The organism is Pollutimonas bauzanensis, assembly GCF_900129885.1.
In the GTDB taxonomy this organism is placed as follows: domain Bacteria; phylum Pseudomonadota; class Gammaproteobacteria; order Burkholderiales; family Burkholderiaceae_B; genus Pollutimonas; species Pollutimonas bauzanensis.
The window spans coordinates 29,957-45,300 of record NZ_FQXE01000004.1; the positions used below are offsets into that span (position 1 = coordinate 29,957).

Sequence of the window (15,344 nt, forward strand, 5' to 3'; positions counted from 1 at the left end):
CTGACTTGCGGCCAATAAATCGGTAACGATACGATCATCGACATTCAAATCGCCTTCGTATTCGCCCAAATTGACCGGTAGCCATGCCAGCGCAAAGCAGCCAGACAAAGCGCATGCGCCGCGTTATAGGCTAGGTCGAATCGGCTCAGCTCGCAAGGGCTTTCCTGGACCGCACAGGTTTTCAAATGCCGAGGTCATTGCGTCCCCCTATGATCCAGATTTTGGGTTGTTCCATTACACGAGTTAGAAACGAAGGCGATTGCACATAGCTCAGTGAAAATGGGCGAGTCCGGATTGGCTTGATAGTGTTTTTGGTTGCCAACCGCCTTCACGGTAACCAGGCCGCTATTGGTCAGTGTGGCCAGTTCGCGCTGCACGGCTCCTGAACCACTGGCTGCCAAGACCCTAAGCGGTTTGTCCAAGCAACTGAAGAGCAGACCTTCAACCACCCTCAAAATTAAGCCGGGCCGCTAAGCGTCACTGATTGGACGCGAACACTGGCGACCGCCGCGAAACGATCCGGATAGGTACTGCCGAGATGATCACCATGCCGCCACCCGTGCAGGCGCGCCGGCGCAACCGATCAAGCAGCCCCATGCGTACGGACCCACGCTTTCAGCGCGTCGTTCATTCGCGTCTGCCAGCCTGGCCCGCCCGCCTTGAATGCTTCCACCACATCAGCATCGAGACGCAAATTCAAGTGAACCTTGGTCGTTTCCAATTTGGGCCGGCCACGCCGTTCAAGCATTTGTCCGGCGGCCCGCGCTCCAATCAACGCAGGCAAGACCTCATGCGCAGGCCGCGCCTTCTTGAAGTCATCCTCCGTCCATTCATGCGCATCCGGATCAGCGGCTATTCCCGCATTGATGGCCGCTTCCTCTTGCGGCGTGGGAAAAATAGTATTGGGCTTAAGTTTTGGCATAGCGATTCAACTCCCGGGCGTTCGCCTTGCGCAAGCTGATGATACGGATGCTCGTCAGACGAAAACAGAAAACCAATACAAAAAGACGTCTGCCGATATAGCCTATCGCCTGGAAACGGGTTTCAGCGTAGTGATTGCGAGCGTCAACGGTAATCGTAGCGGTTTCCCACTCAAAAAACTCCGCTTCTGAAAACCAAATCCCATGGTGATAAACATTGGCAGCCAGCTTTCTGGGGTCATGTTCATAATTCATTATTATTGTACCCACAAAATACACGGTAATCATTTTTTTAGAAGCTTTCATGCCCCTGCAATCCGAGCGTAAACTTTTACGCCAAAGGCCATAGCCGCAAGTGCACTACTTTGTCATAAGGAAAACATTGAACGGCCGGTCCTTGTCCCATGCCGCGCGCGCTCCTCCGCGAACCCAGGCCGGTACTTCTTGAGTGAGATCTCCGGCGCCCCGGCCAGATCGCGTTTCAATTGCGCCACGCTCCATTCCACACAACTGACGTTCAGACCCGGTGTTGCGTTGGCTATAACGGCGTTATAAGCGGAGAGTCTGATGGTGGATTACCCAGGCAATGCGCGTTTACAACACCCGCCCCTGCGTTACAAAAGAATAAGTAAAAGAAACTGATATTTTTATTGCAATCTGTAGAATGCAATGTCGTTTTGTTTCAAACCTAAACAATCCCCCTCCTGCTCTGGCAGGGGCTCACTGGTCCCGGACCGCATAGCATGAATCACCTCGATCTTCTGGTTTGCCCATCCCCTCTCAACACACCACAAGCCGCGACACCCGCAAGCATTGCGCGCAAACGGCAATGCGCCGGCACCATGATCACGGCCTGTGCGCTGGCCATCATGGGTCTGGCCGGCACTCCCGTCTGGGCGAATGGCGGCAATGGCGGCAATGGTTCTTTAAACGGCAGCCCCGTGTCCGGCGGCAGCGGCGGCACGCCCACTGCGCCAACCGGTGGAATCGTCACGAATAACGGCGGAGACCCTGGTGCAGAAGCGTATGCCGGGGCCGGCGGAGGCAGCGTCAGCCGAATCGATGGGACGGGCGGGAGCGGCGGAAAAGGCAGCGATGGCTTCCTTGAAGATAACGCAGGTGGCGCAGGTGGAACCGTTGGCGCCCTTGTAATCAGCAGCGATCCTATCGTTGGCGGTGATGGCGGCGCCGGGAAAAACTTCGACCAGTCTAAACAGGTAGGCGCCAGCGGCGGTGGCGGCGGCGGGTTTGGCCTTGTTCTTACCGGCACGCAACAAATCATCAGCTCGCTGGATATTACTGGCGGCGACGGCGGAAACGGTGGGCAGGGCATACTGGACTCGTTTAGCAGCGCAGGAGGTGGTGGCGGTGGTGAAGGCGGTGGAGGAGTTCTACTGACAGACACCAGTTCTTTTATAAATAATGCGACGCTCCAAGGAGGAAAAGGCGGCGACGGCGGCGGCACAGGCGGCCCTCCGGGTTTCAGTCCATTCATAGCGCCACCCTCGACCGCCAACGGCGGCGACGGCGGTGACGGTGGCGCGGGCGTAGAACTCGTCAAAGGCGGCAGCATAACCAATAACGGTTTCATCTGGGGTGGCGCAGGGGGTAATGGCGGCGTCTCCTACGATGGCAGCAACGGAATTCAAGGAAATGGCGGCGCGGGCATTAGCGGTTCGGGCGGTGCGGTTTTCATTACCAACTCCGGAATGATCCAGGGCGGCAGCGGCAACAAAGGCGGTGCCGGTGTGCAGCTTGTTGGCGGGGGTACGGTCGTCAATAACGTCGAGGCCTCTATTGAGGGCGGCAATAGCGATTCCTCGAATCAAAGCAGCTCCGGAATCATGGCTTCAGCCAGTACAGCTGTTATCAATTTTGGCGAGATTTCGGCTGGACAGAGTGGCCGGGGCGGTGCGGGCGTACAGCTTCAGAATGGCGGCAGTGTCACCAATCACGCCGGTGCGTCCATCACCGGAGAACCCATCAATCCGTGCTTTAGCCTGTGCCTTTTTAGCGCACCGACCGAAAGCGGCAATGCCGGCATTATCGGTTCGGGCAGCGCAGTTACTGTCGATAACTCCGGGCTTATCCTGGGTAGCAGTGGCACCAAAGGCGGAGCGGGTGTGCAACTTGAGGCCGGCGGCACCATCATCAATCACGCCGACGGCGCCATCGCTGGCGGCGATAGCTGGGATGACTATGGCGCTGCCGGCATCATCGGTTCGGGCAGTGCAGTTACGGTCAATAACTCCGGCACAATTCAGGGCAGCAGCGGCGTCACAGGTGGAGCGGGCGTACAGCTTGATGCCGGCGGCACCATCATCAATAACGCCGACGGCACCATCACTGGCGGCTATAGCTCGGATGACTATGGCGCTGCCGGCATCATCGGCTCCAACATTGCCATCATCAATAGCGGCTCTATTTCAGGCGGCTCTGGCTACTTTCAAGGAGCGGCCATCGAGTTCACCGGCGGCGTCAATTCGTTGGAAATTCGGGGCAACAATGGCATCCTCCACGGCACAACCGGTATCGTCAACGCCAATACGGGAACCAATACACTGATTTTGGGCGGCGACGCTAGTAATGCTTCCTTTAATACCGGATACATAGGCATCAACAACGTTTACCAAGGGTTTTCGAAATACCAGAAGACAGGCAGCGGCACGTGGAACTTGGGCGGAGAGCCGGAAGACAATATTTTTACAATGATACCCACCACATCCACACCCGCTACCGCCTGGACAATCTCGGAAGGCACGCTGGCAATCCGAAGCGACGCTAGCCTGGGTGCGGCATCGGGTAACAATACCGACCTGACGTTTGATGGCGGTACGCTGAAAATCCTGGCCCCGGCCTTAGGCTTTGTGGCAATGCCAGCCACCAATATCACCATGGAGCGCAATATCGCGCTGGCGTCCGGCTCAGGCACTATCGATATCCCCCACAGCGACGATCAGCTCACGTTGAACGGCGCAATCGCCGGGCCGGGCGGACTGACCAAAACCGGCGACGGTACGCTGACGCTGGCGGGCACTAATAATACCTACCAGGGCGGCACTACGGTAGGCAAAGGCCTTGTGCAAGTTGCATCCGCTGGCGCAGGCAGCCTGGGCAGCGGACCTGTAGCCGTTGCCGGCGGTACGCTGGCCTTTGGCAATACATCCAGCGCCGCGGGGCTGGCCATTCACAACCAGGCCGGCGGCAACACGCTCTTTAACGATCAGGCCACCGCTGGCAACGCTGCCATCACCAATGACGGCGCCCTGTCATTCAACGCCGACGCAAGCCTGGGCGACGCCCGCATCGCCAATAACGCGTCGGCAGTCATCGCAGGCAATTCTACCGCGGGCCAGGCGACCTTCATCAATGCCGCCAATGGCGTAATCGATATCCGTTCGCACAATAATGGAGGCGTGAGCATCGGCTCGCTGTCCGGCGCGGGCTCGGTACTCCTGGGAGGCAACACCCTGACCCTGGGCGGCCTGAACAAGGATGAAACCTTCAACGGCATTATCGCCGACGGCGGCCCGGGCGCCGCCGGCAGCCTGGTCAAGGCCGGCACTGGCCTGATGATCCTGAATGGCGTAAATACCTACACGGGCCTGACCACGGTGGATGGCGGCACGCTGGAGATCGGCGACCTCGACACCCCCACGGCGTCCATCGTCGGGAATGTGCAAGTCAACCCGGCTGGCACATTGCGCGGACACGGCACAGTGGGCGGCAGCGTCGTCAACAACGGCACAGTCCGCCCCGGCGGATCGATCGGAACACTGACCATCGTCGGCGACTATACCCAAAGCGAACAGGGTACGCTCATGTTCGACATCAGCCCCACCACGGCCTCCAAGCTGAATGTGACGGGCACGGCCACCCTGGCCGGCACCTTGTCCTTGTTGTACGGACCGGGTACTTATACCGCCCAGACCTATCATTTGCTTAGCGCCGGTAATGTGGTCGGCAACTTCACCACGGTAATCGACAATGCGCCGGAAGGATTGAATCTGGCCAGGCAGACCGGCGCCGACTTCCTGAATCTGGAAATCACCGGATCAGGCAGGCTTGGCCCTATCATCGTGCGCCCCACCAATGCGACAATATTTGGCGCCATGGGCTCGGTAGCCTTGCGCGAGGGACAGCGGGTCAATGACGTATTGCTCAATCGCCTGGGCCGCGAATGCGACTCGCCGCTGTCGCCAAGCAGCAGCTGCATTCAAACCCAGCGCCAGACCTGGATGCAGGTCAGCGGCACCGATACTCGCGTCGACGGCAATGACAACGCTCCGGACTATCGCGACCGGCGCTACGGTTTTCTGGCGGGAACGGACCGCGGGTGGGGCGACTGGACGGTCGGCGTGGCCGGCGGCTATAGCCATTCCGATGTCACTGAAAGCGGCTCCAATGCCAGAGGCAAGATCGATACGCTGCGTGTCGCCGGCTATGGCGCACGTCCTCTTGGCCCGCTGAACCTGGCCGCCACCGTCGGTTACGCCTATGACTTCCTGTCATCGAATCGTCCGTTCGGATCGCTGGGCAGCGCCAAAGGCGACAGCCATGGCCAGGAACTGCATGCCGGCTTGCAGGCCAGCGCGCCGCTGCCTGCGGGCCCGGTGGTTGTCACTCCCCGCCTGGGAGTGCGCTATCAGTATTTCCACGGCAATAGCTTTGATGAAAGCGGGCCGACCAGCCAGAACCTGAGCGTCGACACACAAAACCTGCGCAGTCTGCAACCCTATGCGGGCATCACGCTAGACTATCCGTTCAATACCAGCGGGACCAAGCCGGCCCTGGTCCAGGCCCGCCTGGGCTATGCCTACGAAACCCTGGGCATAGGCCGCAATATGGCGGTGACATCGGCGGATGGAACAGGCTTTGTCATCCCTGGAGCAACCGACTCGCGCGGTATGCTGACCGCAGGCCTGGGGGCTAACATGTCTATAGGCAAGTCGTTGAGCCTCTATGTCAGCTACGACGCATTGCTCAAAACCGGCAATGTCTCGGCGCAAACACTGCAGGGCGGGATGAATTACCGCTTTTGAGACCTGAGCCGGTGGACCGGCCAATGAACGCTAGATGCCGGGCGGGAGCTTGGAGGCCATCATCTTCTTCCGGTCCATCTTTTCTCCGTCGACGATGAAGGTGCCGTCGCCGACGGCGTGAACCGTACGCTTCTCCTTGCTTGCGGGATTGATGTATGCGGCAACCGCCTCCAGCACGACAATGTTGTGCTTCTTGATGATGTCGGTGACCTTGCACTCGATATTGGCAAGGCATTCCTTGATCAGGGGTGGCCTGATGAGCTTGGCGCGTACGGGTGTGAGCTCGAACTTGGAAAACTTGTCTGTATCCGCCCCGGAGCACGTCCCTATGCCAACCACCTTGTCCAGCAAGTCGACGGTGGGGATGGCAATGACGCATTCCAGATTTTTTCGCAACGCGGCGAAGGAGTAATTCCATTCACCCGTGGTGATGGCAAATACTGGAGTGAAATCCATCACCATGGTCCAGGAGATGGTCATGATGTTGTCTTTTCCCCCGTCATGGGTAGTCACGAGAACCACGGGCCCCGATTCCATCAGCGTAAACGCCTTGCTCAGGTTCAACTGCCGCATGAAGCCACCTCCGAGATTGATGCAGTGATTCGTTGCACGGATGCGGTGCCATACCGCTAATCTTTCGCCTTGGGTGCGCTGAGGCTCTTGCTATAGTAGCCCGACTGGTCGAAGCAGCAGACGCGCTTCTTGCCTGAAGCAAGCATCTCGCAGGCATTGTCGACCCTGCGTTTTCGAGTCTCGGCCTGTTTTGCGGACTCGATCCAATGGATCCAGTCAAGCCGTGCGATGGTCGTCGTGTCTTCCCAGGTAGTTTGAGCCGCCGGAGACGTGGCAAGAGCTTCCTGCAGGTCATCGGGCACCTGCGGTTCCGGTTCCGGGTCGGACGGAGCAACTTGAACGGCGACCATGTCGCCAAGCGACGCAGCGGCAGCCTCCTGGAGCTCCTCGCTCACCTTGAGCCAGTGGCCGAGTTGGCCATCCGGTTCAAGCGTGGCTTGAAAAGGGTGCCCATTGATGGTTCCTTCTACCGACGTCCTGCCACGCCTCGGCAACGTGTCGCTGGCGGATTTTGGCAGGACAAGGAACGCCCATGCGCCGTCCTTGCCGGGGTTCGCCGGACGAAGCAGTTTTGTCTTGAATGTAGATGCTTCTGTTTCCGCCATTTCAGGATACCTTTGACGCCAAACCAGATTCAGAGCAAACCCCATCGCAGTTGCTGCTCGGATAAACACTGACCAGCTTACATCGCCCGCAGAGGAATTCCAAGAGGCTTACCGCGGCAGGCCTGCCCAATGCCATGGCCACGGTATTCGCGAACCGCGCTGAAATGCTTCCGATGCCCTACCCTTTGAAGAAATGCTCCCGATGCCCTACCCTTTGAATTATGTGCCCGGTCATCATCCGCAGCGCGTCGGCTGCCAGGTGGCCGGCCCGTCCGGACATGGCCACCTCTTCAGGCGCAGGGATGGGACAATCCGCGCACTCATGCTGGCGCAAGCGCGGCGGCGATGGAGTCTTTCAGCGGCGTGGTCGGTCGGCCGATAAGTTTCGATAGTTGGCGGGAGTCGTCAAACAAGGCGCCCTTGGCGGCTTCGGCGTCGAACGAGGCCAGCGCCTCAGGCCAGGGCGCGGGAAGGCCTGCCGCGGTGAGTGCCGCCGCGTAGTCGGCGGGAGGCAGGTCCTTATAAGGGATGTTCCTGCCTGTTTGGCGCGAGATTTCGGCGGCCAGTTCAGCCAAGGTGTATGCCGAGTCCCCGGCCAGCTCATAGGTTTTGCCCTCGTGGCCGGCGGTCGTCAACACCGCCACCGCCGCATCGGCAAAATCGGCGCGCGCGGCTGAAGCAATCTTTCCTTGCCCTGCGCTTCCGATGAACGCGCCGTGCGCCACGGCGGGCCCGACGGAGGCGGTGTAGTTTTCGGTGTACCACCCGTTGCGCAGCAAAGTGACACTCAACCCGGAGGCTTTCAGGAGCGCTTCGGTTTCGGCATGCTCGGGCGCCAGGCTCAATGTGGAGCGCTCTGCGTGTAGCAGGCTTGTGTAGGCCACGCGCTTGACGCCGGCCTTTTTGGCGGCCTCGATGATATTGCGATGCTGGGCCACGCGCTGGCCGATTTCGCTGCCCGAAATCATCAAGAGCGTGTCGACCCCGGCGAGCGCTTTGTCCAGGGTGTCGGGCCGGGTGTAGTCTGCCTCGCGCACCTCCACGCCCAGGCCGGCGGCCTTGGAGGGGGTGCGCGCCAGCGCGACGATGTCGCCGGCCGGCACTTTGGCGCCTAACCGTTCGATGACGAGGCAACCCAGATGGCCGGAGGCGCCGGTGATTGCGATTTTCATGGTTTTTCCTGATTCGGTGATCGATGGAGCTAGCAGTATGATGTTGACACTAATTTTTTGGAAGTACATACATGAACGTAAGTGTCGAAAGCAATGGGCAGCAGCGCGTCGACGATAAGCCGACCTTGTTGAATAGAATGCGCCGTGGAGAGCTGCTCGTCGAAGCGTGTCCGTCGCGTGAAGTGCTCAAGCACGTCACCAGCCGATGGGGCGTACTGGTCCTCCTCGTGCTGGAGACCCGCGTTCATCGCTTCAGTGAATTGCGGCGCGCGATAGGCGGCGTCAGCGAAAGAATGCTTGCGCAGACCCTGCAATGGCTGGCGAGCGACGGATTGGTCGACCGAATTGCCTACGACGTGGTCCCGCCGCATGTGGAATACCGGCTGACGCCACTTGGCCGCGAGGCGGCTGAAAAAGTCAGAGGGCTAGCGGACTGGATTGAAGCCAGCCTCCCCCGGATTCTTCAGGCTCAGGACAGCCGCAGCCAAAAGCGCGCTTCCGCGTAGCTCGGCCCGGAGTCCCGAGCCACGCCTGCGCCCCGCTCCATTCCACGCGGCTGACTTTCAGGCCTATATGCATCGCGATTCATGGTAAATTTAATTGAGCCCGGATCAGCCGGTGCCGCTATGGGAGAGTAGACAAATGCCGGAACCAAGCAATCTCCTGGCCTTCGCCGCCATTGCGCTGGGCATGGTCCTGACCCCCGGCCCGAACATGGTCTATCTGATCTCGCGATCGATCTGCCAGGGCAGGGCTGCTGGACTGATCTCGCTTGGCGGGGTCGCGCTCGGCTTTGTTTTCTACATGCTGTGCGCCGCGTTCGGCATCACTGCGCTTGTGATGGCGGTGCCGTTTGCCTACGACACTATCCGCTATGCCGGCGCCCTCTACCTGTTGTGGCTTGCGTGGCAAGCGCTGCGGCCGGGCGGCCGTTCGCCCTTCGAGGTGAAGAAGCTGCCCGAGGACGGGCCGCGCAAGCTCTTCTTCATGGGCTTCCTGACCAACCTGTTGAACCCCAAGATCGCCATCATGTACCTGTCGTTGCTGCCGCAGTTCATCGACCCGGCGAGCGGCAGCATGCTGGGCCAAGCCCTTGTCCTCGGAACGACGCAGATCGTCATCAGCATCCTGGTCAATACGCTGATCGCCATGTCCGCTGCTTCGATCGCGGTGTTCCTCACCCGCCGCCCGAGCTTCGCCGTGATCCAGCGCTGGGTCATGGGAACAGTGCTTGCCAGTCTCGCTGTCAAGATGGCGACCGAAGCGCGGCGATAGAAATTGCTGAAGTCGATGCGCGCCGGCCGATTCCCGGCCGACAATCAGGTTGCGGCAGGGCGCGTGGCTATCGGCGCCAATTCGAGTCGATTGCCGCCCAGCGATTTCGCGCGGTACAACGCTTGGTCCGCGGCGGCAAGCCCATCGACAAGCGCGGACATGTCGTTTTCGAATTGCGCAAGGCCGATGCTGACTGTTGCCGGTATTCCGATGCTGTCTGTCGAGTTGGAGATCGTCTCGGCGAAACGTCTCGCGACGGTCTCGCCCAGCGCCTTGGCGCGGAGCGCGTCGTCGCCGGACAGCAGCGCGGCGAACTCTTCCCCGCCGATACGCGCCAGAATCGCATCGGGCCCCAACACGCTCTGGACTATTTCCGCGAACGACTTCAGCACTTTGTCACCCGTGTGGTGACCGTATACATCATTGATCGATTTGAAGCGATCAAGATCGAACGCGAGCACGGAAATGGGCCCGTTTCCTTCCCCGCCGTCGATGATGCGCGCCCCCTGTTCAAAAAACCATCTCCGATTGCCAAGGCGGGTCAGATAGTCCGTCCGGGATTCCCGCAAGAGCTGGCCGTGAGCCTCCTCGCGGATGAGCTTCAGCAAGGCCATCGGCAATATGACCGAATACAGCACACCCTCGTATATCGTGATCTTGCTGGCGACCGGCTGTATCGCCTGCCCGTACACTGTCACCAACCAGGGCAGGATGAATGCTCTGACGGCATATAACAGAGCGTGGACGCCCGTCACCGCCACGACGATATGCCGCGAACGCAGCGATCTCATCCCGTCGCATCGCAGCATCTCCCGAGCCGTCATGGCGCTCACGACAGCGATCGGAACCGAGCTGACATAGTTCCACAGGACGTCTTGCCATCGCACGCCCCAGGCCGCCCACACCAGCGCCATCACGATCAGCAAGCCGGCTGAACCCGCGCGGTACTGTCGGCCGCTCAATGATGCGACGCCGCCGAGGACCAGGAGATAGCCGCCGAGAATGGCGAGATGGCTGATGGCGGAGCCGATTGCACCGGGCAGGTCGCGGCGCAACAGCGCCGCTGCGCAGCCGATCGCGAGCATCGCGAACCCGGCCGCCAGAAGCCGCAACCCCTTGCTGCGCTTGGGATGGGCCCTGTGCTCCCAGAACATCATCCCGGCGCCGACGAGTAGCGTTCCGACGGCAAGGAGGTAAAGCGTGAGTAGATCGACGTACATCCCGAATTTGAATATATCGCGCCGATGCAGCGCGGTGACTAGCGGATTTTACGTTGAAAACCCGCCGGCGCGATGCTGCGCATCCTTCGGATTTGGCAGCGGGAGGGCTCTTATCTTGAACGACCATACGCTGCTTGACAGGCGATTGGGCTTAATATTATTATGTTCGCATAATGATAAATATGTTCGCCAGGAGTACATTCTTAGGCCAGACCAAATAGGAGCAACATGCAAACACTAAAAGACAAAGTCGCCGTGGTGACCGGTTCAGGCCGCGGTATAGGTTGTGCAATCGCAAAGAAGCTGGCATCCCATGGGGCCAGGGTCATTGTTAATGACCTGGATGCAGCATTCGCTCAGCAGACGGTGGACGAAATACGCGCGGCAGGAGGGGTTGCCGAGGCTTTCGTAGGTAGTGTGGTAGAGGAGTCTTTTGGCCAGCGCTTGGTCGACAAGGCTATAGACTGCTTTGGCGGACTGGACATCATCATCAATAACGCGGGTTATACCTGGGATGGGGTGATTCAGAAGATGAGTGACGAACAGTGGCAAGCCATGCTTGACGTGCACATCACGGCGCCGTTTCGCGTACTGCGGGCAGCCGCCAATTTCATCCGGGAGGCATCGCGCCAGGAAAATCAAGCCGGCCAGGATATTTACCGAAAGGTGGTCAATATTTCATCGACTTCAGGAATTATGGGCAATGCGGGCCAAGCCAACTATAGCGCCGCCAAAGCCGGTATCGCCGGCTTGACGCGCGCGCTAGCCAAGGAGTGGGCTCGTTATAAAGTCAATGTCAACAGCGTAGCGTTCGGTCTGATATCAACCCGGCTTACCGACGAGCCAGCCACCGCCGAAGGCATGACGGAAATCGACGGGCACATGGTAAAGATCGGGACCGGTGGGGATGCGCGAACCCGCATGCTCGCCGCCATCCCTATGGGTCGCGCGGGCACCGTTGAAGAAGCCGCCGGCGCAGTCTATCTATTTTGCCTACCCGAATCCAATTACATCTCAGGTCAGACTGTTATTTGCGGCGGCGGACGTCCCTGACAGAAAGCCTTGTGACATCACGCGGAGTAAAACTATGCCTTTTGTAGTTACCGATGCATGCATCCGATGCCTCTATACCAATTGCGTCGAGGTCTGTCCGGTCGATTGCTTTTTTTGCGGTGAAGTAATGCTTGTCATCAGCCCCGACAAATGCATCGACTGTGGCGCCTGTGCGCCCCAATGCCCAGTGTCGGCAATCGTGCCAGATACTGATCCGTTGGCTGATAAATGGCTGCCGATCAATGCGGAATTTTCGGCGACGTGGCCGTCCATTACCCATAAACGCGAGCACCCGCCTGACGCCGATGCGTATCGCGACCAACCGTCCAAATTCGAGAGATATTTTTCCAGCGCGCCTGACGCGCAGGAAAAATTCTGATTCCCGACGATTTTCCCGCTGCACTTCGCGGCAAGACATGCTGCGATTCTGATTCTAATAAAACTAAGGAGACTCACATGATTATGCTCGTCACGCTACGCCGGCTTGGCCTTTTGCTGGCCTTCCTTTATGTTGCAGCGGTTCCCGCAGGGGCTCAGACGCAGTTGCCGCAGTATCCGAGTCGCCAAATACATTGGATCGTGCCCTACACACCGGGGGCCGGAAGCGATACGGTGGCACGACTGCTGGCTATGAAACTTTCCGAATCGCTCGGTCAATCCATCGTCGTGGAAAACCACGGTGGGGCTGGAGGGGCGATAGGCACAGCGATCGGGGCCCGGGCCAAGCCGGACGGCTATACCTGGACTTTCGGTTCGGACCCCCCCTTCACTATCAATTCTCACCTGCGCAAGCTGCAGTTCGATCCCATGAAGGACTTCGTGCCGGTCAGCTTGATCGCGCGTGTTCCACTTGTTCTGGTGGTTAATCCCAAGCTAGGGGTGAACACTATACAAGAGCTGGTTGCACTGGCAAAGAAACATCCAGGCGATCTCACTGGCTCATCCTCTGGCAACGGGTCATCCAGCCACTTGGTGTTGGAGTTGTTCAATTCGACCGCTGGCGTGAAGATCATGCATGTCCCATATACCGGCCAAGCCGAGGCATTGCGTGATGTTCTTGCCGGGCGTATAAGCATCACGTTCAGCTCGGTCGGGACAGTTCAGAGCCACCTGGAAAGTGGACGGCTAAAGGCGCTGGCAATTACCACGGACACCCGCTTTGGCGCCCTGCCGGATGTACCCACGATAGCGGAGTCGGGCTATCGTGGATTCGAAGCCTCCGCCTGGCATGGGCTATTGATGCCCGCCAGCACGCCAGCGGCCATTGTGACACGTATCAACGACGCGATATCCAGCGCGCTTGAGTTGCCCGACGTCTCCAGCCGCATGAGTACCCTCGGCTATATCCCGATAGGAGGACCGCCGGATAAGTTGGCCACGCTAATCACAAACGACTCGGCCAAATGGGGCAAAGTGATACACGACATCGGCATTCAGGATAAGTAAATGGCCCTCGATTATCACGCTCTGAAACATTGGAAGTTTGAGGACCAAATCACAGCTTATTCTGCCAGGGACAGCATTCTCTATGCATTGAGTCTAGGTTACGGAACCGACCCGCTTGACGCTCGCGAGCTTGCCTTTGTTTTCGAGCGTGATCATAAAGTGCTGCCAACTTTGCTGACTGTTCTGGGTGCGCCGGGCGCCTGGGCGACGGATCCACGTACGGGCATCACTTGGCAGCGCATCCTGCATGGAGAGCATCGCATCGAAGTGCATGGCATCATCAAGCCCGAAGGCATCCTGCGCAGCCGTACGCGCATTTCGCGGGTGGTGGACAAGGGCAGTGAAAAAGGCGCGCTGGTAGTGACAGAGCGGCAAGTGTCCGATGAAGCCGATGGGACATTACTGGCCACCATCGAGCATACATCGTTCTGTCGGGCCGATGGCGGGCTGGCTCATTCCGACGAAGCGCCGCCGCCTCTGCCCCCCAGCCCTGAAACACCTGCGGACCAGCATGTCGAGCAAAAAACGCGGCCATCTTCCGCCCTGCTGTATCGGCTTAACGGCGATTTCAATCCCATTCACGCCGACCCGGGAATGGCGCGCGAAGTGGGTTTCGAAAAACCCATATTGCATGGCCTATGTCTATATGGACTGGCCGCCAAGGCATTAATTGAAAGCTGTTGCGACTATCGGCCCGAGCGGCTCAGTGGCCTGGCCTTACGCTTCGCCGCGCCATTTTTCCCAGGAGAGACCTTACTGATAAAGCTTTGGCGGCATGGGGAAAAAATATCGTTCTGCGGCTTTTCCGTTGAACGCAACGTGGCCGTAATTACCCATGGCAATGCCACAATAAAGGATACTCGTTGATGTTTGATACACCTCGTGTAACCCGACAAGGCCGGCCCGCCATCGTGGGCGTGGCCGAATCCGAACTTGGCAAAGTGCCTGACCTGACCGCCCTCGAACTGCAGGCGCAGGCCGCGCGCACGGCGCTGCAAGACGCGGGCCTGACTTTACGTGAGGTCGATGGCATATTCGCCCATACGGATGACCGATTCCCCAGTGTGTTGCTGGCGGAATATCTGGGAGTCCGGCCCCGCTATACTGACACCACCAATGTGGGCGGCATGTCTAACATATCGCATATTCGGCACGCAGCCGCTGCTATCGATGCGGGTATGTGCGAGGTGGCGCTGATCACTTACGGCAGCACCCAGCTTTCGGATGGCGCGCGCTTATTGACCGGGCTGGCTGAAGATCCACGTTCGCCGCGCGGGCAGTTTATAGTACCGCACGGGCACCTCAGCCCGATTGGCTATTACGCCATGGTGGCGCAACGCCATATGCATTGCTATGGGACGCAATCGGCCGATTTGGCCGAAATTGCGGTCGCTGCGCGTAAATGGGCAGCGATGAATCCCAAGGCCTATAAGCGGGAACCACTCACGATCGATGACGTGCTCTCTTCACCGATGATCGCCGACCCTTTGCGGGTGCGCGACTGCTGTCTTGTCACAGACGGCGGAGGTGCGCTGGTGATGACGCGCGCGCACACGGCGCATGCCTGGAGCAAACCGCCTATCTATATTGAAGGAGTCGCTGAGACATTTTCTCACCACTACACGCCATTCGATATTCCCGACTGGTTGGAAACCGGCGTAAGGGCCACGGCGGACGAGGCTATGCGCCAGGCGGGGATTACCCGTGAGGACATCGATGTGGTGCAGATTTATGACCATTTCACTATCGGCGTCATGCAATCACTCGAGGAGCTGGGCTTTTGCACTCGTGGTGAAGGCAAGGATTTTGTCAAGGAAGGGCGTCTCGCGCCCGGCGGCGATTTCCCTATCAATACCTCGGGCGGTGGATTATCTTACGGGCATCCTGGCATGTTCGGGATTTTCCTGGTGATCGAAGCCGTGCGTCAGTTGCGTGGCGAATGCGGGCTGCGCCAGTTGAAACGGGCCGAACGTGCCTTGTGCCATGCGCCTGGCCTCGTATTTTCAGGTAACACAACCTTGATTCTTGGAAAATGACT

At 59.0% G+C, this 15,344-nt stretch carries 17 protein-coding genes; 8 read left to right on the forward strand and 9 right to left on the reverse strand.

Features of this window, described 5'->3' with window-relative positions; translation table 11 throughout:
- Positions 1–583: 583 nt before the first annotated feature.
- The 5 genes from BUB23_RS08695 to BUB23_RS27025 all read right to left on the reverse strand — a co-directional run bounded on the left by BUB23_RS08695 (position 584) and on the right by BUB23_RS27025 (position 3,079).
- Entirely contained in the window at positions 584–922 is a 339-nt protein-coding gene (locus BUB23_RS08695; protein ID WP_073102732.1) for a BrnA antitoxin family protein, read from the reverse strand.
- On the reverse strand, positions 909–1,226 hold the full coding sequence (locus BUB23_RS08700) for a BrnT family toxin (protein WP_245801214.1): 318 nt from the start codon (positions 1,224–1,226) through the stop codon (positions 909–911). Before BUB23_RS08700 ends, BUB23_RS08695 begins: the two co-directional genes overlap by 14 nt.
- A 620-nt stretch (positions 1,227–1,846) precedes the next feature.
- Positions 1,847–2,194, reverse strand: a complete 348-nt coding sequence (locus BUB23_RS27015; RefSeq protein WP_073102733.1) for a hypothetical protein — start codon at positions 2,192–2,194, stop codon at positions 1,847–1,849.
- Positions 2,195–2,311: 117 nt separating this feature from the next.
- Positions 2,312–2,749 (reverse strand): hypothetical protein, encoded by a 438-nt coding sequence (locus tag BUB23_RS27020; protein ID WP_073102734.1) that lies wholly within the window; start codon positions 2,747–2,749, stop codon positions 2,312–2,314.
- Positions 2,750–2,770: 21 nt separating this feature from the next.
- Positions 2,771–3,079 (reverse strand): hypothetical protein, encoded by a 309-nt coding sequence (locus BUB23_RS27025; protein ID WP_178372292.1) that lies wholly within the window; start codon positions 3,077–3,079, stop codon positions 2,771–2,773.
- Here BUB23_RS27025 and BUB23_RS08715 point away from each other — a divergent pair.
- The gene (locus BUB23_RS08715) at positions 3,044–5,962 is read left to right on the forward strand and encodes an autotransporter outer membrane beta-barrel domain-containing protein (RefSeq protein WP_073102735.1); all 2,919 of its coding nucleotides are present in this window, start codon (positions 3,044–3,046) and stop codon (positions 5,960–5,962) included. The two genes, BUB23_RS27025 and BUB23_RS08715, sit on opposite strands and share 36 nt — an antisense overlap.
- A 30-nt stretch (positions 5,963–5,992) precedes the next feature.
- On the opposite strand, the gene BUB23_RS08720 is transcribed toward BUB23_RS08715, so the two are convergent.
- The 3 genes from BUB23_RS08720 to BUB23_RS08730 all read right to left on the reverse strand — a co-directional run bounded on the left by BUB23_RS08720 (position 5,993) and on the right by BUB23_RS08730 (position 8,312).
- The gene (locus BUB23_RS08720) at positions 5,993–6,535 is read right to left on the reverse strand and encodes a flavin reductase family protein (protein WP_073102736.1); all 543 of its coding nucleotides are present in this window, start codon (positions 6,533–6,535) and stop codon (positions 5,993–5,995) included.
- A gap of 56 nt (positions 6,536–6,591) precedes the next feature.
- Positions 6,592–7,140 (reverse strand): YdeI/OmpD-associated family protein, encoded by a 549-nt coding sequence (locus BUB23_RS08725; protein WP_073103079.1) that lies wholly within the window; start codon positions 7,138–7,140, stop codon positions 6,592–6,594.
- A 320-nt stretch (positions 7,141–7,460) separates the two neighbouring features.
- The gene (locus BUB23_RS08730; RefSeq protein WP_073102737.1) at positions 7,461–8,312 is read right to left on the reverse strand and encodes an SDR family oxidoreductase; all 852 of its coding nucleotides are present in this window, start codon (positions 8,310–8,312) and stop codon (positions 7,461–7,463) included.
- Positions 8,313–8,383: 71 nt separating this feature from the next.
- Here BUB23_RS08730 and BUB23_RS08735 point away from each other — a divergent pair, with 71 nt between their 5' ends.
- A complete protein-coding gene (locus tag BUB23_RS08735) occupies positions 8,384–8,818 on the forward strand; it encodes a winged helix-turn-helix transcriptional regulator (protein ID WP_245801215.1) in 435 nt (144 codons plus the stop codon).
- 136 nt (positions 8,819–8,954) lie between these two features.
- Complete coding sequence (locus BUB23_RS08740; RefSeq protein ID WP_073102738.1) at positions 8,955–9,587, forward strand: LysE family translocator; 633 nt, start codon at positions 8,955–8,957, stop codon at positions 9,585–9,587.
- A 44-nt stretch (positions 9,588–9,631) separates the two neighbouring features.
- Here BUB23_RS08740 and BUB23_RS08745 read toward each other — a convergent pair whose 3' ends face one another.
- Entirely contained in the window at positions 9,632–10,807 is a 1,176-nt protein-coding gene (locus tag BUB23_RS08745) for a GGDEF domain-containing protein (protein WP_073102739.1), read from the reverse strand.
- A gap of 228 nt (positions 10,808–11,035) precedes the next feature.
- Between BUB23_RS08745 and BUB23_RS08750 the strand changes: the two genes are divergently transcribed.
- The 5 genes from BUB23_RS08750 to BUB23_RS08770 all read left to right on the forward strand — a co-directional run bounded on the left by BUB23_RS08750 (position 11,036) and on the right by BUB23_RS08770 (position 15,342).
- The gene (locus tag BUB23_RS08750) at positions 11,036–11,860 is read left to right on the forward strand and encodes an SDR family NAD(P)-dependent oxidoreductase (protein WP_073102740.1); all 825 of its coding nucleotides are present in this window, start codon (positions 11,036–11,038) and stop codon (positions 11,858–11,860) included.
- A gap of 34 nt (positions 11,861–11,894) precedes the next feature.
- Positions 11,895–12,239, forward strand: coding sequence for a ferredoxin FdxA (gene fdxA, locus BUB23_RS08755; protein ID WP_073102741.1), 345 nt, complete (start codon positions 11,895–11,897; stop codon positions 12,237–12,239).
- A gap of 77 nt (positions 12,240–12,316) precedes the next feature.
- On the forward strand, positions 12,317–13,306 hold the full coding sequence (locus tag BUB23_RS08760; RefSeq protein ID WP_073102742.1) for a Bug family tripartite tricarboxylate transporter substrate binding protein: 990 nt from the start codon (positions 12,317–12,319) through the stop codon (positions 13,304–13,306).
- The gene (locus BUB23_RS08765) at positions 13,307–14,173 is read left to right on the forward strand and encodes a MaoC/PaaZ C-terminal domain-containing protein (protein WP_073102743.1); all 867 of its coding nucleotides are present in this window, start codon (positions 13,307–13,309) and stop codon (positions 14,171–14,173) included.
- Positions 14,173–15,342 (forward strand): acetyl-CoA acetyltransferase, encoded by a 1,170-nt coding sequence (locus BUB23_RS08770; protein WP_073102744.1) that lies wholly within the window; start codon positions 14,173–14,175, stop codon positions 15,340–15,342. Before BUB23_RS08765 ends, BUB23_RS08770 begins: the two co-directional genes overlap by 1 nt.
- Positions 15,343–15,344 lie beyond the last annotated feature (2 nt).